This window comes from Sphingomonas sp. UNC305MFCol5.2 (genome assembly GCF_000712135.1).
Lineage (GTDB): Bacteria > Pseudomonadota > Alphaproteobacteria > Sphingomonadales > Sphingomonadaceae > Sphingomonas.
The window spans coordinates 958382-979536 of sequence record NZ_JOOE01000001.1; the positions used below are offsets into that span (position 1 = coordinate 958382).

The following is a 21155-nucleotide window of genomic DNA, read 5'->3' on the forward strand; positions in this document are numbered from 1 at the left end:
ATGAGCCTGCCGGCCGAGCTCTCCCGCCAGCTTGATGTGATGGTGGAGGAACGCGGCCTGCCGTCGCGTTCCCAGCTCATCGCCGAGCTGATCCGCAACGAGCTCGCCGAGCACGGCGCCGCCATACGGCCCGAGGACATGCTCGCCGGCACGATCACTCTGGTCTATCGCGGCGACATGGGGCGCGTGCGCCACCAGCTCGCGCAGACCCAGGCCGAGTATCTCAAGGAAGTGATCTCCTCGCAGCACGTCTTCCTCGAGGACGACCAGTCGCTCGAGGTACTGCTCGTGCAGGGCCCGGCAGTCCGGCTGCGTGACCTTTGCGATGCACTGCGCAAGGTGCGCGGCGTGCAGCAGCTCCGGCTCTTCACCACCACGGCACTCCTGCCTCCGCTCCATGAGCAGGAACGCGCCGCACTGCAGACAGGGGGCAAGACGGCATGAGCGCGACACTTGCCGATCCGGGCGCCGCGCGCGCGCACGCCCGCGCCATGGACGGTACCGTCGTCGAGGCGATGCCGATCCTGCCGCCGCGTGCCGACGATCTGCCCCCGGGCGTCACATCCGACGACCTGCTCTGGGAAGAGACGATCACCGGCGGCGGCTATGCCTCCCGCCTTCTCCTGCGGGGCACGCGACTGCGCCTGATCGATCTCCAGGGCGACGCCTGCACATCGCTGCTGCTGTTCAACGCCGCCAACCCGGCCGAACGGCTCAACATCGCCGATACCGTCAAGGTCCAGTGGGACGCCTATCCGTCGGCGGGCAGTCTGCTGCTGTCGGACATGGGGCGCGTCCTCGCCAGTATCGAGCAGGATGACGCCGGCACCCATGATGCCTTTTGCGGAGCCTCCAACGAAGCCTCGAACCAGCGCCACTATGGCGATGGCCGCAACTCGGGCGCCCATCCCAATGCGCGCGATCGGCTGCTCCTCGGGGCCGCCAAACATGGGCTGGGTCGGCGCGACGTCCATCCCTGCATCAATCTTTTCAAGGGCGTGCGGATCGCCGCCGACGGAGCGATCGTGCCAAATCTCGGTCCCTTCACGCCGGGGCGCTCGCTGGTCCTGCGCGCGGAGATGGATCTGATCCTGGTCCTCGCCAACTGCCCGCATGTTCTCGACGACCGGCCGTGGAGCATCGCGCCGCTGCGCGTCACCGCCTGGCGCGGGCCCGTCACCGGGACGGACGACCCGATCCGCACCGCGACGCCCGAACGGCGCCGCGCCTTCCTCAACACCGAAGATCTGTACCGCCGCTGATGGAAAACGATCCGCATTTCGCCGGCCTCGCCGGCCAGGTGGTCCACGACGAGATCGTGGCTGCCCGCGCTCCCTGGATGCATCGCGTGCGCGCCGGGGAGACGCTCCGCATCATCGACCTCGAGGGCAATCAGGCGGTCGATTTCCTGCTCTACGCCACCGACGACGATGCCGAGCGCTACAGCGCGCAGGACACGGTCGCGGCGCAGGCCAACATCTTCCTGCGGACCGGTAGCGTGCTACGGTCCAGCGAGGGCCGGCCGATGATGACGATCACGGGCACGTCGGTCGAGTATCACGACACGATCGGCGGGGCCTGCTCGTGCGAGTCCAACAGCCTGCGCTACGGCCATCACACCAAGGCGCAGCACAGCTGCGTCGACAATTTCCTCGAGGCCAATCTGCGCGACGGCCGCGGCAAGCGCGACATGGTCTCGAACGTCAATTTCTTCATGAACGTGCCCGTTACGCCGGACGGCGCGCTCGGCATTGTCGACGGCATCTCGGCGCCGGGCCTTTCCGTCGACCTTCGCGCCGAGATGAACGTGACTGTCGTCGTCTCGAACTGTCCGCAGATCAACAATCCCTGCAACGGCTTCAATCCCACGCCCGTCCGCATGATCGTGACGGCATGAGCTTCGGCACCGTACTGATCGCCAATCGCGGGGCGATCGCGTGCCGGATCATCCGCACGCTGCGGCGCATGGGCATTCGCTCGGTTGCCGTCTTCTCCGATGCCGACGAAGCGTCGCGCCATGTCGCCGAAGCCGATGTGGCCGTGCGGATCGGCCCCGGCCCGGCCGCCGAAAGCTATCTCGACACCGCGCGCATTCTCGCCGCCGCGCGCGAGACCGGCGCCGACGCCATCCATCCGGGTTACGGGTTTCTCTCGGAGAATGTCGACTTCGCAGAAGCCTGCGCGGCTGCCGGCATCGCCTTCATCGGGCCGACGCCCGACAACATCCGGGCGTTCGGCCTGAAGCACAGCGCGCGCGCGCTCGCCGAGGCCGAGGGCGTGCCGCTGGCGCCGGGCACCGGGCTGCTGGCGGACGCGGAGGCTGCGATCGAAGCGGCGGCGCGGATCGGCTATCCGGTGATGCTCAAGGCGACCGCCGGTGGCGGCGGTATCGGCATGCGCGTGTGCGCCGACCCTGCGGCCGTGCGCGACGGCTATGCCGCGGTGGCACGGCTCGGCGCCGGAAATTTCGGCGACGCCGGCCTCTTCCTCGAGCGCTTCGTGCCCCGCGCCCGGCATGTCGAGGTGCAGATCTTCGGCGACGGCACCGGGCGCGTCGCCGCGCTCGGCGAGCGCGACTGCTCGCTCCAGCGCCGCAACCAGAAGGTGATCGAGGAAGCCCCGGCCCCCAATCTTCCCGAACCCGTCCGCGCCGCGCTGATCGATGCGGCGGTGCGGCTGGGAGCGGCCGCCCGGTATCGCTCGGCCGGCACCGTCGAATTCCTCTACGACGCCGAGCGGCAGGACTGGTTCTTCCTCGAGGTCAACACGCGGCTCCAGGTCGAGCATGGCGTGACCGAGGAAGTGACCGGCATCGACCTCGTCGAATGGATGATACGCGGTGCCGCGGGCGACTACGCCTTTCTCGATGCACCCGTTCCGGCCCCGCGCGGCTGGTCGATCCAGGCACGGCTCTACGCCGAGGATCCGGCGCTCGACTTCCGGCCCGCCTCTGGCCTGCTCACCGAAGTCGCCTTCCCGCCCGAGGCGCGGATCGAGACCTGGGTCGAGAGCGGTTCGAAGGTCTCGCCTTTCTACGACCCGATGATCGCCAAGCTGATCGTGCGCGGGAAGGATCGCGACGCCGCGGTCGCGGCGATGCAGGCAGCGCTCGACGCGACCCGCCTGGCCGGTATCGAGACGAACCTGCGCTGGCTGCGCGACGTGACGCGCGCCGACGATTTCACTTCGGGCGACGTCTCCACGCGCTCGCTCGAACATGTCGAGCATCATCCGCACAGCGTCTCCGTGCGCTCTGCCGGCACGCTCACGACCGTGCAGGATTTTCCGGGACGGATCGGGCTGTGGGATGTCGGCGTGCCCCCTTCCGGACCGATGGACGCCCGCGCTTTCCGGCTCGGCAATGCGCTGCTGGGGAACGATGCCGCGGCCGCCGGGCTGGAGGTCACGGTGACGGGCCCTACGCTCCAGTTCAACACGGCGACGCGCATCTGCCTCACCGGCGCCGAGTTCGGTGCCACGCTTGACGGCAAGCCGGTGCCGCGCAACCAGCCTGTCGCGGTCGCCGAAGGCCAGTTGCTCGCCCTCGGCCGCGTGAATGGCGGCGGCATGCGCGGCTACATCCTGTTCGCCGGCGGCCTCGACATTCCCGCCTATCTCGGCAGCGGCAGCACCTTCGATCTCGGCGAGTTCGGCGGGCATGGCGGCCGCCGCCTGCTCGCAGGCGACACGCTGCACCTGGCGCCGCATCCGCCCGCCGTGATCCCCGGCCCGCGGGTGATCGAACAGCCGGCCTTCGGTCCGGATTGGACGATCCGCGTGCTCTATGGTCCGCATGGCGCGCCCGATTTCTTCGCCCCCGAGGATATCGAGACGTTCCTGACGGCCGACTGGCGCGTCCATTATAACAGCAACCGTACCGGTGTTCGGCTCGTCGGGCCGAAACCGCACTGGGCGCGCCGGGACGGCGGCGAGGCAGGGCTTCATCCGTCCAACATCCACGACAATCCCTATGCGATCGGTGCGCTCGACTTCACCGGCGACATGCCGATCATCCTCGGCCCGGACGGCCCTTCGCTCGGGGGGTTCGTCTGCCCGTTCGTGGTGATCGCCGCCGATCTCTGGAAGGTCGGCCAGCTCGCACCGGGCGACCGCATCCGGTTCGAGGACGTCAGCCTCGCCGATGCAGATGCAGCGAGCGCGGCCGAGGAGGAATGGATCGAGGGCCGTCCCGCCCGTCCCTCGGTGAAGACCGCCGGCGGCGGATCGGATGCGGTCCTGGCCGAGCGCGCGCCGCAGGGGCGCAGCCCGCGCGTCCTGTATCGCCGGCAGGGTGACCGCAACCTGCTCGTCGAATATGGCCCGATCACCCTGGATCTCGAGCTGCGCCTGCGGGTCCATGCCGCCACGACGGCGCTTGCCGCGCTGGAGCTGCCCGGCATCCTCGACATCGTCCCCGGCATCCGCTCCTTCCAGGTCCATTTTGACGGCGTCCGCATCAAGGAAGACGCGCTGCTCGACCGGCTGATCGTCATCGAGGATCAGCTCGGCGAACTCGACGACTTCGCGATCCCCTCGCGCATCGTGCATCTCCCGCTGAGCTGGGACGATCCCGCGATCCACCAGACGATCGAGCGCTACATGGCCGTGGTGCGCGACGATGCGCCATGGTGCCCGGACAATATCGAGTTCATCCGGCGCGCCAACGGGCTCGAAAGCGCGGACGACGTCTATCGCACGGTCTTCGGCGCCAGCTACCTCGTCTACGGGCTCGGCGACGTCTATCTGGGCGCGCCGGTCGCGACGCCGATCGATCCGCGCCATCGGCTGGTGACGACCAAATACAATCCGGCGCGCACCTGGACGCCCCCCAATGTCGTCGGCATCGGCGGCGCCTATATGTGCATCTACGGGATGGAGGGCCCGGGCGGCTATCAGCTGTTCGGCCGCACCATCCAGGTGTGGAACACCTGGCGGCAAGACGGCGTCTTCACCGACGGCAAGCCCTGGCTGCTGCGCTTCTTCGACCAGATCCGATTCTTCCCGGTGAGCCACGAGGAACTCATCGAATGGCGCCGCGACTTTCCGCTCGGCCGCCGCACGATCGAGATCGAGGAAACCGAATTCCGGCTCGCCGACTATCGCGCTTTCCTTGCCGAGAATGCCGAGTCGATCGCGGCATTCGAAACGCGCCGCAACGCCGCCTTCGCTGCCGAGCGCGCCGAATGGGAGCAGCGTGGCGAGTTCGATCGTGTCGCGAGCCTGACCGAGGAGGTCGATGACAAACCCGCCGATGCGATCGCGCTTCCCGAAGGCGCGGAGCTGGTCGAGTCGCCCTTTGGCGGCAGCGTCTGGAAGCTGTTGAAAGCGCCCGGCGACGTCGTCGCCGCGGGCGAGACCATCGCGGTGATGGAAGCGATGAAGATGGAGTTTCCGCTCGAGAGCCCTGCCGCCGGGACGGTGGCGGCCCTGTATGTCGCCGAACGGCAAAGCGTCACGCCCGGTACGCCGATGCTGGCGCTGATCCGCGCATGACTGCGCTCGACCGCCTGTCCGCCGCAGCCGTAGCTGCCGACGTGCGGTCGCGTCGCCGCACCGCCGCCGAGGTGATGGAAGACGTCATCCGGCGCCTCGACCGCTACGACGCCGTCCAGCCCGCGGTCTGGATATCCCGCTTCGATGCCGCCGCGCTCCGCTCGGCCGCCGCCGCGGTCGACGTGCGGATCGCCGGCGGTGACACGCTGCCGCTTGCCGGCGTGCCGTTCGCGGTAAAGGACAATATCGACGTCGTCGGCCTCGATACGACGGCCGCCTGTCCCGCCTTCGCCTACACGCCGTCCCGGCCGGCGACCGTGGTCGAACGCCTTGTCGCCGCCGGAGCCATCCCCGTCGGCAAGACCAATCTCGATCAATTCGCGACCGGCCTCAACGGCACCCGCAGTCCCTACGGGGTCCCACGCAACGCCTATAACCGGGCCTGGGTGAGCGGCGGATCGAGCTCCGGCTCGGCGGTCGCGGTGGCCGCCGGGCTGGTCGCCTTCGCGCTCGGCACCGACACCGCAGGATCTGGCCGCGTGCCCGCCGCCTTCAACCACCTGGTCGGCTTCAAGCCGACCCGCGGGCGGTGGAGCAGCCGCGGGCTCGTCCCCGCCTGCCGGACGCTCGACTGCATCACCGTCTTCGCCGGCACGGCCGAGGATGCCGGGCTCGTCGACCACATCGTCGCCGGTTTCGATCGCGAGGACAGCTTCTCGCGCCCGTTCGACGACGTAGCGCGCGCGCATCGCCGTATCGGCGTCCCGCGCGTCGACCAGCGCCCCTGGTTCGGCGATATCGAATCCGGCTTCCTCTACGACGCGGCGCTGGCCGGCCTCGATGCCGAGCTGGTGGAGATCGACATGGCGCCGCTCAACGAAGCGGCGCGGCTCCTCTACAACGGCCCCTGGGTCGCCGAGCGGACCGCCGCGCTCCGGGACCTGCTTCGTGACGACCCGGATGCGATCCATCCGGTCGTCCGCGGCATCGTCGAGGAAGGCCGAGCCTACAGCGCAGTCGATGCCTTCACGGCAAGCTATCGTCTCGCCGAGCTCGCCCGCGCGGCGGAGGAAATGTGGACGAGCGTCGACCTGCTCGCCTTGCCGACGGCCCCGACCAGCTATCGCGTGGCCGAGATGCTCGCCGCGCCGATCGCGCTCAACGCGAGCCTCGGTGCCTATACCAATTTCGTCAATCTGCTCGACATGGCCGCGATCGCGGTCCCGACGGGTCGGTATCACAGCGGCGTCGGCTTCGGCGTCACGCTGATGGGCCCAGCCGGCTGCGACCGCAGCCTGATCGACCTGGCGACAACTCTTTTCCCCGCGCCGGCACTTCTGCCGCCGCTCGACCTGGAGGGACGGATGGAAACCGTGAAACTGGCCGTTGTCGGTGCGCATCTGAAGGACATGCCGTTGCATTGGCAGCTGACTTCCCGCAACGCGCGCTTCGTCGGCGAGGCCCGCACTGCTCCCGCTTATCGTCTCTATGCGATGGCGGACAGCGTGCCGCCCAAGCCCGCGCTCGTGCACAGCGGCGATGGCGCCCCGATCGCGCTCGAGATCTATGAGCTCGACATGGCAGCGTTCGGCAGCTTCGTCGCCGAAGTCCCTCCTCCCCTCGCGATCGGCACGGTGACGCTGGAGGACGGCAGCCTGGTCAAGGGGTTCGTCGCGGAACCTCGCGCGATCGTCGATGCCGAGGACATCACTTCGCTCGGCGGATGGCGGCGCTACCTCCAGCGATAGCCGAACCCCGGACGTACCAAACATCAACCGGCGGCGTTCCGGCCGGAGCGCGCGCCCATGCACGGAGTAATGAGAGCATGACCGAAGCGACGATCCAGCTGCATGTCGTCGATCTCGCGGGCGAGACCCGCACGATCGATGGCGCCATCGGCACGTCGCTCATGGAGATCATCCGCTCGTCCGGGATCGACGACATCCCGGCCTACTGTGGCGGCTGCTGCTCCTGCGCCAGCTGCCACGTCCATGTCGATGCGGATTTCGCCGCGGTGCTGCCCCCCATGTCGCAGGACGAAGACGATCTGCTCGACGGATCGGAGCATCGCGCGGCCGGTTCGCGCCTGTCGTGCCAGATACCGGCGTCGGCGGCGCTGAGCGGAATCCGGCTGACGATCGCTCCGCAGCAAGAGTGATCGCGCCGCGATGCGTCCCTTAGGTGGCGCTCCCCGGCTTTGGCAGGGAGCTTATACGTCCGATGACGTATGCCGCCGCTGCGGGGTTCCCGGTATTCCAGAGCCGACACTCGGATCGCGGGGACAAGATGGACGGAATTCGCGTCGGCAAGAGAGTGATCGGAGCACAGGCGCCGGTAACCGTGGGCTGGGAGAACATCCCCAGGGTCGAGGGCGGCCCCTTGAAGCAATTTGTCTTCACCTGGTTCCAGCCCACGATGCTGTTCGCGCTGATCGCCTTCTGGTACTACGCGCCCAATTCCATCGCCAAGGCATCGACCGCCATCGGCATCGGCATCGGCTTCAAGGTGCTGCTGCTGGGGCTCGAATGGGTGAACCCGCGCTATGCGAGCTGGCGCCTGACCTGGAAGGAATTGGTCACCGACCTGTTCTATGTCGGGCTCGGCTACACGGTGCTCCGCCTGGTCGATGGCTATATCGGCGATGGTGCCGCGATCGAAGCCATCCAGCACTCCTTCGACTGGGACAAGTTCGCGTGGTTCATCGGGCTGCCGCTGCTGGTGCAGGCCTTCCTGATCTCGTTCATTTTCGATTTCGGGCAATATTGGATGCATCGCGGGATGCATAACTGGCACCCGTTGTGGCTGACCCACGCGCCGCATCACTACATCACTCAGTTGAACATCAACAAAGGCGCAGTCGGCAATCCGGTCGAACTATTCCTGATCGGACTCGGCATCGGCGGATTCTTCGATTTCCTGCCGCGCGCCGCCCTGCTCGCCGGCTCCATCGGTCTGGCGGTCGGCACGTACCAGCACATCAATGTCCGTTTCAACTCTCCGCGCTGGTGGCGCTTCCTGTTCAACACCACCGAGCATCACAGCCTGCACCACTCGCAGGACTATGAAGCCAGCCGCAGCAATTATGCCAATAGCTGGATCATCATCGATCGCATGTTCGGCACATGTGTCGACGGCGAAGCGGAACTGCTGGGGATGGAAGGTGGTCGCCGCATGTCGATCCGCGAGACGATGACCTATCCCTTCACCGAGGGCTGGAAGACGCTCAAGGAGCGATTTGGCAAGGAACGATTTGGCCGGTCGACGGCGGCGGTGCCGGCCGAGTGAGCGAGCTGCTCTGCTCCCGCCCCCTCCAGTCATTCGTCATGCTCTCAAAGGAGATGATGTGAGTCCGCGTTTCATCGACTGGATCTGGCACGTCAGGGGCAAGCTGGCGCTCGCTCCCGGGCAATCGGGCGATGATGCCTTTGACAAGCTCGCCCCCCTATTCCGCCAGCCTGGCACCAGCCACGAACGGCAGAACGACACGCTGACTTTCCGCAAGAAGGACCAGGCCGCCCAGGACAAGATGTCTGTTTTCGATGCGGGCGTCTTGCAGATCGAAGAGAGCGCAGGCGGCTCCGTCCTGCGTTATCAGCTAAGCAGCCGGATTCTGATGTTCTGCTTTCTGGCGCCGCTGCTGTTTCTGGGCTTTGCTCAGCTTACGATGGCCATCAACAAGTTCGAAAAGCCTTCAACCGCGGCCGCAGGCAAGTCTGGGAAAGCTTCAGACGCATCGAAAAAGTCCGCCAAAACGGACACCGTCGTGCCGATGAATCCGATAGACAAGGCTCTGGGCGCGCCCGCACCCGAAAAGCCCAAAAAAGAGGACAAGGGCAAGGACGAGAAAGGTAAAAATCCCTCGCCCACCGCCGCCTATATTTTCGCGGCGATGTTCGCCGTCCTCTATGCCATAGGGCGAATTTTTGAAGACAGGCTGATCAAGGCGCTGTTTAGGAAAAGCCTGCTGGGCTCATAATCCTGCTCGCCCCGCTTCGGGATCTCCAGCCGCACGTGGTGGCGAGGATCAGCGACCGCAAGCTGGCTACCAGCACGACTACCCGTCTGCCGGGAACGACCAGAGCACGATCGATCTTCATGTTGCCCGGTATTTCGCGAGCATCACTGCCGGACTGACGGGCGCATCCTGCCGGCGGCGCAGGTGGACACGCCGCCGGTCCAACAGGCTTCTGCCTCAGTACGTCCAGTGCCACGAAACTTGGGTGATGCCGGGCGAGTCCGAATCATAATCGACGAAATGCCAGGCCGGATCGGAGGAGAAGAGGCTCAGATCGTAACTGGCTCCGCTCTCGTCGGTAAAGGTGAGCCAGAGCCTGCCCGACTCGAACCCTGCGGGACCCTGGCCATAGGCCCAGACGCAATATTGGTATTTTTTGTAGGGATCGTCCTGGGTCGGCTGGTTGCTCACATAGATTTGCGAGACGCTCGCGCCCGAAGGGCCGACAATGCAGGTCGACAGATCGGTGGCGCCATTGATCGCCAGCCAGCCGCCTTCCGGCGCAAGGGCTGGGCCGTTTGCCGAGCCGGTCTCCTGGCCAGGATCGTCGCACGTGAAGTTCGAGCCCTGGCTGGTCGGTTGATCGCTTGGCGGTGTATCGCTCATCGACACCGGTCGATCGGCAGTTGGGTCGTCACTCATGATGTAACTCCTTCGCTGACATGGAAGAACGCCGCTGCTGCGACCAGCAGCGCGAGCGAAGGACAACATGAAACGGAGCGTCGGATAAGGCAGGATCGTAGTGAAGCGGAAATTATCGAACTTCCCCGCCATGAAGCGCTACGCCCGTTGAAGCTTCGAGTTGCCCGTTCGCGAAATCTAGCCGAGGTGGATTTGCCTTGGGCGCCTCGCTCTCAAAATAGACGAACCGGCGCTGTGTTCCTGATACGTCGAAATCAGCTTTAGTGAACTTCGCCTTCTTGGCCACCTTATCCAGTCTAGCGCATCCTCGAAACTCGTCTCCGGCTTCGCTCCGAAGTATCGATCGATCTCGGATTCCGGGCTAAAGTCCCTATATTTCAGAGGCTTAATTTACGAGACGAGGCCGACGTGGTAGCCCTCACCTCAGAAAAGTCATTAATTTCAATGACTTAACTGAAATGGTAGCGGAGGAGGGACTTGAACCCCCGACCCCAGGATTATGATTCCCGTGCTCTAACCAACTGAGCTACTCCGCCCCAGCGGGGCTCGCTGTGAAGCGAGGGCGCGACATAAGTCGGCCCTGTGCGCTGGTCAAGCGAACATATGCCGCGAATGCGGTTCCCACGGCCCGCCGCGATACCACCAGCTCGCCAACCCCGCGATCTCGACCTCGCGCGGCCGGAAATCGCGCGACAATGCCCCCAGAACGACCTTGGCCAGCGAAGGCCGTACCTTGTTCTGCACCGTCACATGCGGCCGCCAGCGCCCCGCGTCCTGCGGCATCAGCATTCCCGCGAATGCCTGCGATAGTCCCTCTCGAATAGCCACCAGCTCGGGCGCCTCGATCCGATAGGCCACGCCCCCGCCGAGCGACATCAGCCCCGTGACTTTCGCGCGCGGCGCGCGGATTCCCCGCGTCTCCGCGCCGAGCCGCTGCTTGAGCTCCTCGGCCACGCTCGGCGGCAGATGGTGGAACAGCGTCAGATGCGCGGGAAGCACGTTGCGCTCGGGGGGATAATGCTCACGGCGCAGCACGTCGAACCATGCCTGGTCCTGCCGCCCGAACAGCGCGGTGACGATAAGGGGGGCGTTGCCGCTCAGATCTCGACCTGGCTCCCCAGCTCGACCACGCGATTGGTCGGCAGGCGGAAGAATTCCATCGCGCTTTCGGCGTTGCGCAGCATCCACGCGAACAGTTTCTCGCGCCAGATCATCATCCCCGGCCGCGACGAAGGCAGCAGGGTCTGCCGCGCGAGGAAGAAGCTGGTGTCCATCATCCTGAACTCGGCCCCGCAGGCGCTGACCTGCTTCAATGCGGCGGGCACATCGGCCTCCTGCATGAAGCCGTAGAACAGGATCATCCGGTGGAAGCCCTTGCCGAGATCGTCGATCTTCATGCGCTTCTCGTCGGGCACATAGGGTACGTCGGCGATCTTCACGGTGAGCAGGATCACCCGCTCGTGCAGCACCTTGTTGTGCTTGAGGTTGTGGAGCAGCGCATGCGGCACGCCGTCCGGCGTCGAGGTCATGAACACCGCGGTCCCGGGCACGCGGGTGGCGGCGATCGCGGCCGATTCGATGAAGATCTTGATCGGCATCGCGCTCTCGCGCAGCCGCTCGATCATCAGCTTGCGGCCCTTGGCCCAGGTGGTGAGCAACGTGAAGACGATGAAGCCCACCAGCAGGGGGAACCAGCCACCGTCGGGAACCTTGGTCAGGTTCGCCGCGAAATAGGCCAGGTCGACGGCGAAGAACAAGGCGAGCAAGGGGATCGCGTAGCGCTTCTTCCATTGCCACAATGCGAACAGCACCACGGCGAGCAGGCAATTGTCGATCAACATCGCGCCGGTGACTGCGATGCCATAGGCCGCAGTCAGGTTCGACGAGGTCTGGAACGACAGCACCAGCAGGATCACCATCGCCATCAGCGCCCAGTTGATCGTCGGGATGTAGATCTGCCCGGCGGTGGAGGCGCTGGTGTGCTCGATGCGGAGCCGCGGCACGAAGCCGAGCTGGATCGCCTGCTGGGTGACCGAGAAGGCGCCCGAGATCACTGCCTGCGACGCGATGATCGCCGCCATCGTCGCCAGGACCACCAGCGGCAACTGGAGCCCATCGGGGGCGAGCATGTAGAAGGGACTGGTGAGCGCCGGCGCCCCGTCGCGCATCAGCAGCGCACCCTGCCCCATGTAATTGAGGATCAGCGCCGGAAGCACGAACCAGAGCCACGAGACGCGGATCGGCTTGCGGCCGAAATGCCCCATATCGGCATACAGCGCCTCCGCGCCCGTCACCGCCAGCACGACCGAACCCAGCGCCAGGAATGCCCGCACCGGATCGAGCAGGAAGAACTGGACCGCATGGGTCGGCGACAGCGCCCAGAGGATTTCCGGCGTCTGGACGAAGCTCAATATTCCCAGGGTCGCGATGACCAGGAAATAGAGCATCATGATCGGGCCGAAGAACGCCCCCACCCGCGCCGTGCCGGTGCGCTGGATCGAGAACAGCATCACCAGGATCACCACTGCGATCGGGATCACGAGGTTGGCGAAGCCCGGCGCGGCAATGGCGATGCCCTCCACCGCCGACAGCACCGAGACCGCCGGGGTGATCATCGAATCGCCGTAAAAGAGCGCAGTGGCGAACACGCCGAGCAGCACGATGCCCTGCGTCCAGCGCTTCTGGTTGGCGCTGCGCGAGATCAAGGCGAGCAACGCCAGGCTCCCGCCCTCGCCCTTGTTGTCGGCGCGCATGATGATCGTGACGTATTTGAGCGTCACCACCGCCATCATCGACCAGAACATCAGGCTGATCACGCCCATGATGTGGATCGTATCGAGATCGAGCTTGTGGTGGCCGGCGAAGGTCTCGCGGAAGGCGTAGAGAGGGCTGGTGCCGATATCGCCGAAGACGATGCCGATCGCGCCGAGCGCGAGCTTCCAGGTCGCGTCCGCGGCATGAGCATGCGCGCCGTGCGCTTCGTCCGGAGCCGGGAGCGTTTCCGCCTGCCCGCTTGCGTTGATGTTCACTGTCGCGGTGTTCGCGCGAAAAGGGAAACGGACCTGGTCATGCGACCTGTGTTCTCGTTCTGAAAAAGTGCGCGGGCGGTTAGCACGTGCAGCATAAGCTGGCAACGGGCCCGACCCGCACAGATGGTTACCCTGATGCAGACGCGCAAGGGCCCGCTCGGTTCCCGGTCAGGCGCCGGCGAACAGCGCGTCGGCCTCGCTACGAGTCGGCACCGCGCGCAGCACGAAACTCGAGTTGATCGTCACTACGCCGGGCAGCCGCCCCAGATGTTCGCGGTGAAGCCGTTCATAATCATCGAGATCCTGTGCGAGTATCTTGAGCCGGTAGTCCTGCCCGCCCGATACCAGTGCACATTCGACGACTCCGTCGATCTCCGCCACCGCGCGCTCGAATCGGGCGAGATCCTCCTCGATCTGGGTGCCCAGCGTGATGTCGACCAAAGCGGTGATCCGGAAGCCGAGCCGCCTATGTCCCAATCTGGCACCATAGCCGGTGATGTGCCCCGATCCCTCGAGCGCCTGGATCCGCCGCGTGCACGCCGATTGCGACAGCCCCGCCTGCGCGGCGATCTGGCTTACCGGCGCGCGCGCATCCGCGGAGAGCAGCTTCAGAATCACGGTATCGATACGGTCCATGGCGCATGAAAATCCCGTTTTCATGCCTGATACCGCACATTCTTGCGCAAAGCCAACATTACGTGCCGAATTTTGCAGAGATTCGCACCCGTGACATGCGATACTATCGCGCCACACAGCGAGTCTGGAGAGATGTCATGCGCATTGGTGTGCCCAAGGAAATCAAGAATCACGAATATCGCGTCGGCCTGACGCCCGCCTCGGTCGCCGAGCTGGTCCATGCCGGCCATGAAGTGCTGGTCGAGACGCAGGCCGGAATGGGCATCGACTTCGCCGATGAAGCCTACACCAGGGTCGGCGCGAAGATCGCTCCCGACGCCGCGGCGGTGTTCGCTGGCTCGGACATGATCGTGAAGGTCAAGGAGCCCCAGCCGCAGGAAATAGCGCTGCTCGAGCCGCGTCATGTGCTCTTCACCTATCTCCATCTCGCCGCCGACAAGCCGCAGGCCGAGGGCCTGATGCAGTCCGGCGCCACCTGCATCGCCTATGAGACGGTGACCTCCAACTCGGGCGCACTGCCTCTGCTCAAGCCGATGAGCGAAGTCGCCGGCCGCATGTCGATCCAGGTCGCCTCGCACTATCTCGAGAAGGAACAAGGCGGCCGCGGCGAACTCCTCGGCGGCGTGCCGGGCGTCGCCCCTTGCAAGGTCGCGATCCTCGGCGGCGGCGTCTCCGGCATCAATGCCGCGCAGATGGCGACCGGCCAGCGCGCCGACGTGACGATCTACGACATCAGCAACGAGCGCCTCGCCGAGCTCGACATGCATTTCGGTAGCCAGATCAAGACCGCCTATGCCAGCAAGGCAGCGATCGCCGAGGCGGTGAAAACCTCGCAGGTCGTAATCGGCGCAGTGCTCGTCCCCGGCGCGGCGGCACCCAAGCTGGTCACCAAAGACATGCTCAAGACGATGATGCGCGGTTCGGTGCTGGTCGACATCGCGATCGATCAGGGCGGCTGCTTCGAGACCAGCCATGCCACCACCCACGACAACCCGGTCTACGAAGTCGACGGCATCATCCATTATTGCGTCGCCAACATGCCGGGCGCCGTCGCCCGCACCTCGGCCTTCGCGCTCAACAATGCGACGCTGCCCTTCGTACTCAAGCTGGCGAACCTCGGTGCCGAGGGCGCGATGCAGGCCGACAAGCACCTCGCCAACGGCCTCAACGTCTACAAGGGCAAGATCGCGTTCAAGGCCGTTGCCGACGATCTCGACCTGCCGTACCAGGCCTGGGCTGGCTGACTTCTAAATCCCCTCCCTTTCAGGGAGGGGAGTCAGGGTTAAGGCTGCGCGGGCCCTCGGTCCTCGGCCGCCTTCGCCTCCAAAAACCGGTCGAGCAGAAACAGCCGCCCCACCAGCTGGCCCCGATAGCTCGCTTTCGCGGGGGTCAGCTCCACCGCTTTGGCCCAGAACGGCCGCGCCTCGGCGAACTTGCCTTCGCGGATCAGCGCAAGGCCATGGAAGAAGGGCGGCCCGGGATGCTGCGGGGCGAGCTGCGCCGCGCGGTCGAACGCGAATTTCGAAGCGGGCGAGACCTGGTTGCCATCATTCTCTGCGAGCTTGATGCCCAGCCATGTCCAGGCACCCACGTCGCCCGGCGCCTGCCGTACGGTCAGGATCATCGCCCGCGCCGCGGTGTCGGGCGCCCCGGCGCGCGTCATCGCGTCGGCGCGCGCGAACGAGCCCCAGGTGAAGTTGAAGCGCCCGAACATCCCGTCGCGGATCGCGACGACGTTGGGATCGACCTCCCCCCTTTCCTGAACCGCGGAAACGGGGTGCCCGGCCAGTCCCGGGCTGCCTTGCCAGGCATAGCCGGCTGCCCCGAGCGTCAGCGCCGTCGCCGCGACGGTCCACAGTTTCCGGGGAAAACCGGTCAGCCACAACAGCAACGCCGCGCCCAACGCTATCGCGGCGAGGATTGCCCAACCCATCACTGCTTACGCCTCGCGAAATTGCGCCGGGCGATCAACACTCCCAGACCGAGCAGCACCAGCGGCGCGAGCCACAAGGGCGCGGTGATCCAGCTCAGCGGCGGATCATAGGTCACATAGTCGCCATAGCGCTGCACCAGCCACTTCCGGACCTCGCCGGGGCTCTCCCCCGCCGCGATCCGCTGCCGCACCAGCGCGCGCATGTCCCCCGCCATCTCGGCGTCGCTGTCGGCGATCGACTGGCCCTGGCAGACGAGGCAGCGCAGCGTATCCATCAGCGCCTTGGCCTTCGCCTCCTGCGCGGGGTCGGCAAGCTGGGTGTAGGCGAGCTCGGCCGGCGGGAGGTTCGAATCGGCGAAGGACGGCCCGCTCAGCAGCAACGCCAGCACAAAAACCATCGTCACCCCGGCCTTGTGCCGGGGTCCACCACGCGGCTTGGCGACGGCCAAAGCAAGAGAAGCCATCGCACGCCGCACCGTGGATCCCGGAACAAGTCCGGGATGACGGAGGGAATGAGGCAGCCTCACTTCGCCTTCTCCAGCTGGGCCAGCAACTCCGCCACATGCTCTTCGCGAATATCGCCGATATGCTGGTACGCGATCCGCCCCTGGGCATCGATCACGAAGGTCTCAGGTACGCCCGACGAACCCAGCGCCAGCTGTGCGCGGCTCGCCTGATCGTCGCCGATCCGCGCATAGGGGTCGCCGTTGCGTGCGAGGAACGCCTGGACCGCCTCCCGCGTGTCGCGAATCGCAATCGCGTCGATCTCCACCCCCGCTTGCTTGAGCTTCATCAACTGCGGCGCCTCGGCGATGCAGGGAATGCACCAGCTCGCGAAGACATTGAGCAGCCGCGGCTTGCCCTTGAGCTCGGTCGAGGTCACCCCCGGCTTGCCCGGAAGCAGCGCCGGCAGGGTCAGCACAGGCAGCGGTTTGCCCACCATTGCCGAATGCACCGTCCGGTCGCCCGGCTTGAGCAGACCGCTCGCGACCAGCCCGAACACCAAGGCGAACAGCACCAACGGCGCCCAGATCAGCACCCGCCTCATGCGTATGCCTCCGCCTCATCGGCCCGTCGCTCGCGCCGAATCCGCCCGATCAGCGCCAGCGCGCCGCCTAGCGCGATCAGCCCGCCGCCCAGCCAGATCAGCGTCACGAACGGCTTCCACCACAATCGGATCTGCCAGCGCCCCTGTTCGTCGCCTTGCCCCAGCACGGTGTAGAGCTGCCCGTCGAGCATCGTGCTGATCGCCGCCTCGTTGGTGTTGGTCGGTGGCGTGCTGAAGAAGCGCTGCTGCGGGAACAGCTCGAACATCGCGCCCTCGCCGCGCCGCACCTGCAGCCGCGCCTCGAGTGCCGACCAGTTCGGCCCCACCGTCGGGTGCACATCGGCGAGCGTCACCCGGAACGGCCCGACGGTGACGTTCTGCCCCACCGCGATCGCCGCCAGCCGCTCGGTCTTGAACGCGCTGTCCGCCGCCATGCCGGCGATGCTCACCGCCACGCCGAGATGCGCGATCACCATGCCCCAGACATGCAGCGGCGTCCGGCGCAGGTTGCGCCGAACCACCGGCACTACGCTCGCCACGCCCAGCCCGACGGCAAAGGCGATGCCGAGCACCGGCACGAAATGCGCCCCGCCCGAAAGCGCGAAGATCAATGCGAATGCCGCGCCCGCCGCCGCAGTCGGCACCAATACGCGCTTCGCCAGCGTATTCAGGTTGTCGCGCCGCCACCGCAGCAGCGGCCCCGCCACCGTCGCCGCGACCAGCGCAAGCGCCACGGGCACCAGCGCCTTGTTGAAGAACGGCGCCCCGATCGAGAGCTGCACCCCCGCCGCCTGCGCCGCGAGCGGATAAAGCGTGCCGATGAACACTACGCCGAGGATCACTGAGAGCAGTAGGTTGTTGAGCACCAGCGCGCCCTCGCGGCTGACCAGCTGGAAGGTCGAGCCCTGAGTCACCGTCCCCACCCGCGCGCCGAACAGCGCCAGCGCGCCGCCGATATAGATGCCCAGCAAGGCAAGGATGAACGTGCCCCGCGTCGGATCGACGGCAAAGGCATGGACGCTGACCAGGATGCCCGATCGCACCAGGAACGTCCCGATCATCGACATCGCGAACGCCACCAGCGCCAACATCAGCGTCCATGCGCGCAGCCCGTCGCGCGTCGCCAGCACGGTCACCGAATGGAGCAAGGCGGTCGCCGCCAGCCACGGCATCAGCGACGCGTTCTCGACCGGGTCCCAGAACCACCAGCCGCCCCAGCCGAGCTCGTAATAGGCCCAGTAGGACCCTGCGGTGATCCCGATCGTCAGGAAGATCCACGCGCCCAGCACCCAAGGCCGCATCGCCTTGGCAAAGGCGGGTCCGACGTCGCGCATCAACAGCGCCCCCACCGCGAAGCTGAACGCCACCGAGAGCCCGACATAGCCGAGATACAAGGTCGGCGGATGGAACGCCAAACCCGGGTCCTGCAGCAGCGGGTTCAGCCCCTGCCCGTCCGGGGCCGCCGGGTTCAGCCGCACGAACGGGTTCGATGCGAAGGCGAGGAAAGCATAGAAACCCAGCCCGATCGCCGCCTGCGCACCCAAGGTCGCCGCCAGCGTACCGCCCGCCAGCCGCCGCTCGAATGCCGCGACCCCCGCGCCTGCCATGGCGAGTACGGTCACCCAGAGCAGCATCGAGCCTTCATGGTTCCCCCATGCGCCCGCCACCTTGTAGATCATCGGCTTGAGCGAGTGGCTGTTCTCCGCGACCAGCACCACCGACATGTCGCTTCGCGCGAACAATGCGATCAGCAACCCGAACGAGAGCAGCGTCAGCAGACCCTGCACGAGAGCGGTCCGCCGCAGCGCCACCATCAGCGCGCCGACATTGGCGTTCTCGCGATGCTTCGCCGCGCCCCAGGCGAGCATCAGCTGGACGAGCGCGAACGCCGCCGCCAACCACAGGGCCGCAAGTCCCGCCTCGGCGATCATTTGGAGCCCGTCATTATTTCAGCGTCTCGGTCTTGTGCATCTTGCCGGCGACTTGCGGCGGCATGTAGCGCTCGTCGTGCTTGGCCAGTAGATTGTCGGCAGTGAAGCTGCCGTCGGCGTTGAACCGCCCTTCGGCGACGACTCCCGATCCTTCCTTGAACAGATCGGGCGCCACGCCGCGGAACGCCACCGGCACCTTGGCCTTGCCGTCGGTCACCACGAACGTCATCGAAACGCCGTCAGGCTTCCGCACGATCGACCCGGCCTCGACCATGCCGCCCAGCCGCACTGCCTTGTCGGTCGGCACCGGCTTGCCCGCAACGTCGCCGGGCGCATAGAAGAACGCGGCCTGGTCCTGCAGCGCCGACAGCGCGAGCCCCGCCGCACCGGCCACCGCGCCCAATGCGAGCAGCCCCAGCACGAGCCGCTGATGCTTGGGCTTCATCGCTCCCGCCTCAGCGAATCCGCCGCCGCCTCGGCGCTGCGCATCGAGCGCCATGCCCATAGCGCCAGCCCGCCGGTGCCGAGCAGAGTCACGGCATAGGCCGCGGTGATGAACGCCCAATGGTTCATTGCGCCGCCATCCGCCGCATCCGCGCCTCGACCTTCTGCGTCGCGAGCATCGCCCGCATCCGCATCAGCACGACGCCCATGAAGAACAAGGTGAATCCGCCAATCGTGAAGAAGAGCGGCCACAGCATCGAGGAATCGATCGACGAGCTGGTCAGCCCGATGCTCTGCCCCTGGTGCAATGTGTTCCACCACACCACCGAATAGCGCACGATCGGCAGCAGCACCGATCCCGCCACCCCGAACAAGGCCGGCACGCGTCCGTCGCCGCCGCGCTCGGCATCGGCGCGGGCCAGCGCGATATAGGCGATGTAGACGAAGAACAGCAGCAGCATGCTCGTCAGCCGCCCGTCCCATTCCCACCAGGTTCCCCAGGTCGGCCGCCCCCAGATCGAACCGGTGATCAGGCACAAAGCCGCGAACACCGCTCCCGCCGGCGCAGTCGCGCGCGCGGCGATATGTGCCAGCGGATGCCGCCAGATCAGATAGCCGAGGCTCGCGAACGCCACGCCGCTCCATCCCGCCATCCCCAGCCACGCGGCGGGGACGTGAATGTAGAGGATGCGTACGCTCTCCTTCTGGAGATAGTCCGCCGGCGTCTGGGTCAATCCGCCCCATATGCCGAACAGCGCCAGCGCCACCCCGGCCCAGAACAGGACCGGCGTCAGCGGGCGCGCGAGCTTGAGGAAGCGCGTGGGATTGGCGAGAGCGTGGATCACGGTGTTCGTTCGCCAATAGCCGCCTTCGCTCGCGGAATCTACGCCGGGATGTTCGCGGCAAACGCCCGGTTGCAAGTTCTGCGCTTGCACCCCGTCATCACTGTCATCATGCTTTCGTCACGGGACCGTAAGGACTTGGCGCGGTTCGCATCCAGGTGATGCGCACGGACCTCCGCCAGCCCTAGCCCGGCTGCACCTCCAGCATAGGACCAAGGCCATGCCTTTCATCACCACCAGCGACGGCACGGAGATCTTCTACAAGGACTGGGGCTCGAAGGACGCCCAGCCCCTGGTCTTCCATCACGGCTGGCCGCTCTCGGCGGACGACTGGGACAATCAGATGATGTTCTTCCTCGAGCACGGCTATCGCGTGATCGCGCACGATCGCCGCGGGCATGGCCGCTCGACCCAGACCGACACCGGCAACGAGATGGACACCTATGCCGCCGACGTGATCGCGCTCGCCGCGGCGCTCGATCTCAAGGGCGCGATCCATATCGGCCATTCGACCGGCGGCGGCGAAGTCGCGCATTATGTCGCGCGCGCCGAAGCCGGCCGGGTCGCCAAGGCGGTGCTGATCGGCGCGGTCCCGCCCGTCATGCTCAAGTCCGAGGCCAATCCCGGCGGGCTGCCGATCGAAGTCTTCGACGGAATCCGCGCGGGCGTGGCGAACAATCGCGCGCAATTCTACATCGATCTCCCGACCGGCCCCTTTTACGGCTATAACCGCGAAGGCGCGAAGATCGATCAGGGCGTGATCTATAATTGGTGGCGCCAGGGGATGATGGGCGGCATCAAGGCGCATTACGATTGCGTCAAAGCCTTTTCGGAGACGGACTTCACGGAAGATCTGAAGAAGATCGACGTCCCCGTCCTGCTCCTCCACGGCGAGGACGACCAGATCGTTCCCATCGCCGACGCGGCGTTGATCGGGATCAAGCTGCTCAAGCATGGCTCGATCAAGACCTATCCCGGCCTGCCCCACGGCATGGCCACTACCCATGCCGACATCATCAACGCCGACTTGCTCGCCTTCGTACGCGGCTGAATCGTGCACCCCTTCCCGCGCCGCGGGGAGGGGTTTCGATATCGAACGCATCCTGCCGGAACTGTGCGCGTTGTAGCGCGATGCCCATCAG

The 21155-nt window shown here is 66.2% G+C and carries 21 protein-coding genes and 1 tRNA gene; 10 read left to right on the top strand and 12 right to left on the bottom strand.

Annotated features, from left to right (window positions below; translation table 11 throughout):
- From BR78_RS0104620 to BR78_RS0104655, 8 genes are all read left to right on the top strand, one after another.
- Positions 1-444: a CopG family ribbon-helix-helix protein gene (locus BR78_RS0104620; protein ID WP_051683187.1), complete on the top strand. Its 444-nt coding sequence runs from the start codon at positions 1-3 to the stop codon at positions 442-444.
- Positions 441-1262 carry an urea amidolyase associated protein UAAP1 gene (locus BR78_RS0104625; RefSeq protein WP_029935227.1) on the top strand — a complete coding sequence of 274 codons (822 nt, stop codon included), beginning with the start codon at positions 441-443 and terminating at the stop codon, positions 1260-1262. Before BR78_RS0104620 ends, BR78_RS0104625 begins: the two co-directional genes overlap by 4 nt.
- Positions 1262-1897, top strand: a complete 636-nt coding sequence (locus tag BR78_RS0104630; protein WP_029935229.1) for an urea amidolyase associated protein UAAP2 — start codon at positions 1262-1264, stop codon at positions 1895-1897. The genes BR78_RS0104625 and BR78_RS0104630 overlap by 1 nt, the downstream gene beginning before the upstream one ends.
- A complete protein-coding gene (gene uca / locus BR78_RS0104635; protein WP_029935231.1) occupies positions 1894-5493 on the top strand; it encodes an urea carboxylase in 3600 nt (1199 codons plus the stop codon). The genes BR78_RS0104630 and uca overlap by 4 nt, the downstream gene beginning before the upstream one ends.
- Entirely contained in the window at positions 5490-7241 is a 1752-nt protein-coding gene (gene atzF, locus BR78_RS0104640) for an allophanate hydrolase (RefSeq protein WP_029935233.1), read from the top strand. The genes uca and atzF overlap by 4 nt, the downstream gene beginning before the upstream one ends.
- A 77-nt stretch (positions 7242-7318) precedes the next feature.
- Positions 7319-7651 carry a 2Fe-2S iron-sulfur cluster-binding protein gene (locus tag BR78_RS0104645; RefSeq protein WP_029935235.1) on the top strand — a complete coding sequence of 111 codons (333 nt, stop codon included), beginning with the start codon at positions 7319-7321 and terminating at the stop codon, positions 7649-7651.
- Positions 7652-7779: 128 nt separating this feature from the next.
- Positions 7780-8778 (top strand): sterol desaturase family protein, encoded by a 999-nt coding sequence (locus BR78_RS0104650; RefSeq protein WP_029935237.1) that lies wholly within the window; start codon positions 7780-7782, stop codon positions 8776-8778.
- A gap of 58 nt (positions 8779-8836) precedes the next feature.
- Positions 8837-9469, top strand: a complete 633-nt coding sequence (locus tag BR78_RS0104655; protein ID WP_029935239.1) for a hypothetical protein — start codon at positions 8837-8839, stop codon at positions 9467-9469.
- A gap of 216 nt (positions 9470-9685) precedes the next feature.
- Here BR78_RS0104655 and BR78_RS0104660 read toward each other — a convergent pair whose 3' ends face one another.
- From BR78_RS0104660 to BR78_RS0104680, 5 genes are all read right to left on the bottom strand, one after another.
- Positions 9686-10150, bottom strand: coding sequence for a hypothetical protein (locus BR78_RS0104660; RefSeq protein WP_029935241.1), 465 nt, complete (start codon positions 10148-10150; stop codon positions 9686-9688).
- A 459-nt stretch (positions 10151-10609) separates the two neighbouring features.
- Positions 10610-10686, bottom strand: a tRNA-Met gene (locus tag BR78_RS0104665).
- Between the two features lie 55 nt (positions 10687-10741).
- A complete protein-coding gene (locus BR78_RS0104670) occupies positions 10742-11251 on the bottom strand; it encodes a 2'-5' RNA ligase family protein (protein ID WP_029935243.1) in 510 nt (169 codons plus the stop codon).
- A complete protein-coding gene (locus tag BR78_RS0104675; protein WP_029935245.1) occupies positions 11248-13173 on the bottom strand; it encodes a potassium transporter Kup in 1926 nt (641 codons plus the stop codon). The genes BR78_RS0104670 and BR78_RS0104675 overlap by 4 nt, the downstream gene beginning before the upstream one ends.
- 174 nt (positions 13174-13347) lie before the next feature.
- Positions 13348-13815, bottom strand: a complete 468-nt coding sequence (locus BR78_RS0104680) for an Lrp/AsnC family transcriptional regulator (protein ID WP_029935247.1) — start codon at positions 13813-13815, stop codon at positions 13348-13350.
- 137 nt (positions 13816-13952) lie between these two features.
- Here BR78_RS0104680 and ald point away from each other — a divergent pair, with 137 nt between their 5' ends.
- The gene (gene ald, locus BR78_RS0104685) at positions 13953-15059 is read left to right on the top strand and encodes an alanine dehydrogenase (RefSeq protein ID WP_029935249.1); all 1107 of its coding nucleotides are present in this window, start codon (positions 13953-13955) and stop codon (positions 15057-15059) included.
- Positions 15060-15097: 38 nt separating this feature from the next.
- Here the strand turns inward: ald and BR78_RS0104690 are convergent, their stop codons facing one another.
- The 7 genes from BR78_RS0104690 to ccmC all read right to left on the bottom strand — a co-directional run bounded on the left by BR78_RS0104690 (position 15098) and on the right by ccmC (position 20016).
- Complete coding sequence (locus tag BR78_RS0104690) at positions 15098-15748, bottom strand: tetratricopeptide repeat protein (RefSeq protein WP_029935251.1); 651 nt, start codon at positions 15746-15748, stop codon at positions 15098-15100.
- Positions 15748-16146, bottom strand: coding sequence for a cytochrome c-type biogenesis protein (locus BR78_RS0104695; protein WP_029935252.1), 399 nt, complete (start codon positions 16144-16146; stop codon positions 15748-15750). The genes BR78_RS0104690 and BR78_RS0104695 overlap by 1 nt, the downstream gene beginning before the upstream one ends.
- Before the next feature lie 125 nt (positions 16147-16271).
- Positions 16272-16796 (bottom strand): DsbE family thiol:disulfide interchange protein, encoded by a 525-nt coding sequence (locus BR78_RS0104700; protein WP_029935254.1) that lies wholly within the window; start codon positions 16794-16796, stop codon positions 16272-16274.
- On the bottom strand, positions 16793-18727 hold the full coding sequence (locus BR78_RS0104705; RefSeq protein ID WP_029935256.1) for a heme lyase CcmF/NrfE family subunit: 1935 nt from the start codon (positions 18725-18727) through the stop codon (positions 16793-16795). The genes BR78_RS0104700 and BR78_RS0104705 overlap by 4 nt, the downstream gene beginning before the upstream one ends.
- Positions 18728-18740: 13 nt before the next feature.
- Positions 18741-19172: a cytochrome c maturation protein CcmE gene (ccmE, locus tag BR78_RS0104710; protein WP_029935258.1), complete on the bottom strand. Its 432-nt coding sequence runs from the start codon at positions 19170-19172 to the stop codon at positions 18741-18743.
- On the bottom strand, positions 19169-19300 hold the full coding sequence (ccmD, locus tag BR78_RS21575) for a heme exporter protein CcmD (protein ID WP_156022215.1): 132 nt from the start codon (positions 19298-19300) through the stop codon (positions 19169-19171). The genes ccmE and ccmD overlap by 4 nt, the downstream gene beginning before the upstream one ends.
- Positions 19297-20016: a heme ABC transporter permease CcmC gene (gene ccmC / locus BR78_RS0104720; RefSeq protein ID WP_029935259.1), complete on the bottom strand. Its 720-nt coding sequence runs from the start codon at positions 20014-20016 to the stop codon at positions 19297-19299. The genes ccmD and ccmC overlap by 4 nt, the downstream gene beginning before the upstream one ends.
- A gap of 217 nt (positions 20017-20233) precedes the next feature.
- On the opposite strand from ccmC, the gene BR78_RS0104725 reads away from it, so the two are divergent.
- Complete coding sequence (locus BR78_RS0104725) at positions 20234-21064, top strand: alpha/beta fold hydrolase (RefSeq protein ID WP_029935261.1); 831 nt, start codon at positions 20234-20236, stop codon at positions 21062-21064.
- Positions 21065-21155 lie beyond the last annotated feature (91 nt).

What these genes read in the sequence shown, in the direction of transcription:
- BR78_RS0104660 (WP_029935241.1), bottom strand. Translation starts at nt 10,150, where the DNA reads ATGAGTGACGACCCAACTGCCGATCGACCGGTGTCGATGAGCGATACA.
- BR78_RS0104695 (WP_029935252.1), bottom strand. Translation starts at nt 16,146, where the DNA reads ATGGTTTTTGTGCTGGCGTTGCTGCTGAGCGGGCCGTCCTTCGCCGAT.
- BR78_RS0104620 (WP_051683187.1), top strand. Translation starts at nt 1, where the DNA reads ATGAGCCTGCCGGCCGAGCTCTCCCGCCAGCTTGATGTGATGGTGGAG.
- ald (WP_029935249.1), top strand. Translation starts at nt 13,953, where the DNA reads ATGCGCATTGGTGTGCCCAAGGAAATCAAGAATCACGAATATCGCGTC.
- BR78_RS0104690 (WP_029935251.1), bottom strand. Translation starts at nt 15,748, where the DNA reads ATGGGTTGGGCAATCCTCGCCGCGATAGCGTTGGGCGCGGCGTTGCTG.
- uca (WP_029935231.1), top strand. Translation starts at nt 1,894, where the DNA reads ATGAGCTTCGGCACCGTACTGATCGCCAATCGCGGGGCGATCGCGTGC.
- BR78_RS0104700 (WP_029935254.1), bottom strand. Translation starts at nt 16,796, where the DNA reads ATGAGGCGGGTGCTGATCTGGGCGCCGTTGGTGCTGTTCGCCTTGGTG.
- BR78_RS0104725 (WP_029935261.1), top strand. Translation starts at nt 20,234, where the DNA reads ATGCCTTTCATCACCACCAGCGACGGCACGGAGATCTTCTACAAGGAC.
- BR78_RS0104680 (WP_029935247.1), bottom strand. Translation starts at nt 13,815, where the DNA reads ATGGACCGTATCGATACCGTGATTCTGAAGCTGCTCTCCGCGGATGCG.
- BR78_RS0104705 (WP_029935256.1), bottom strand. Translation starts at nt 18,727, where the DNA reads ATGATCGCCGAGGCGGGACTTGCGGCCCTGTGGTTGGCGGCGGCGTTC.
- BR78_RS0104630 (WP_029935229.1), top strand. Translation starts at nt 1,262, where the DNA reads ATGGAAAACGATCCGCATTTCGCCGGCCTCGCCGGCCAGGTGGTCCAC.
- ccmE (WP_029935258.1), bottom strand. Translation starts at nt 19,172, where the DNA reads ATGAAGCCCAAGCATCAGCGGCTCGTGCTGGGGCTGCTCGCATTGGGC.
- ccmD (WP_156022215.1), bottom strand. Translation starts at nt 19,300, where the DNA reads ATGAACCATTGGGCGTTCATCACCGCGGCCTATGCCGTGACTCTGCTC.
- BR78_RS0104650 (WP_029935237.1), top strand. Translation starts at nt 7,780, where the DNA reads ATGGACGGAATTCGCGTCGGCAAGAGAGTGATCGGAGCACAGGCGCCG.
- BR78_RS0104645 (WP_029935235.1), top strand. Translation starts at nt 7,319, where the DNA reads ATGACCGAAGCGACGATCCAGCTGCATGTCGTCGATCTCGCGGGCGAG.
- BR78_RS0104625 (WP_029935227.1), top strand. Translation starts at nt 441, where the DNA reads ATGAGCGCGACACTTGCCGATCCGGGCGCCGCGCGCGCGCACGCCCGC.
- atzF (WP_029935233.1), top strand. Translation starts at nt 5,490, where the DNA reads ATGACTGCGCTCGACCGCCTGTCCGCCGCAGCCGTAGCTGCCGACGTG.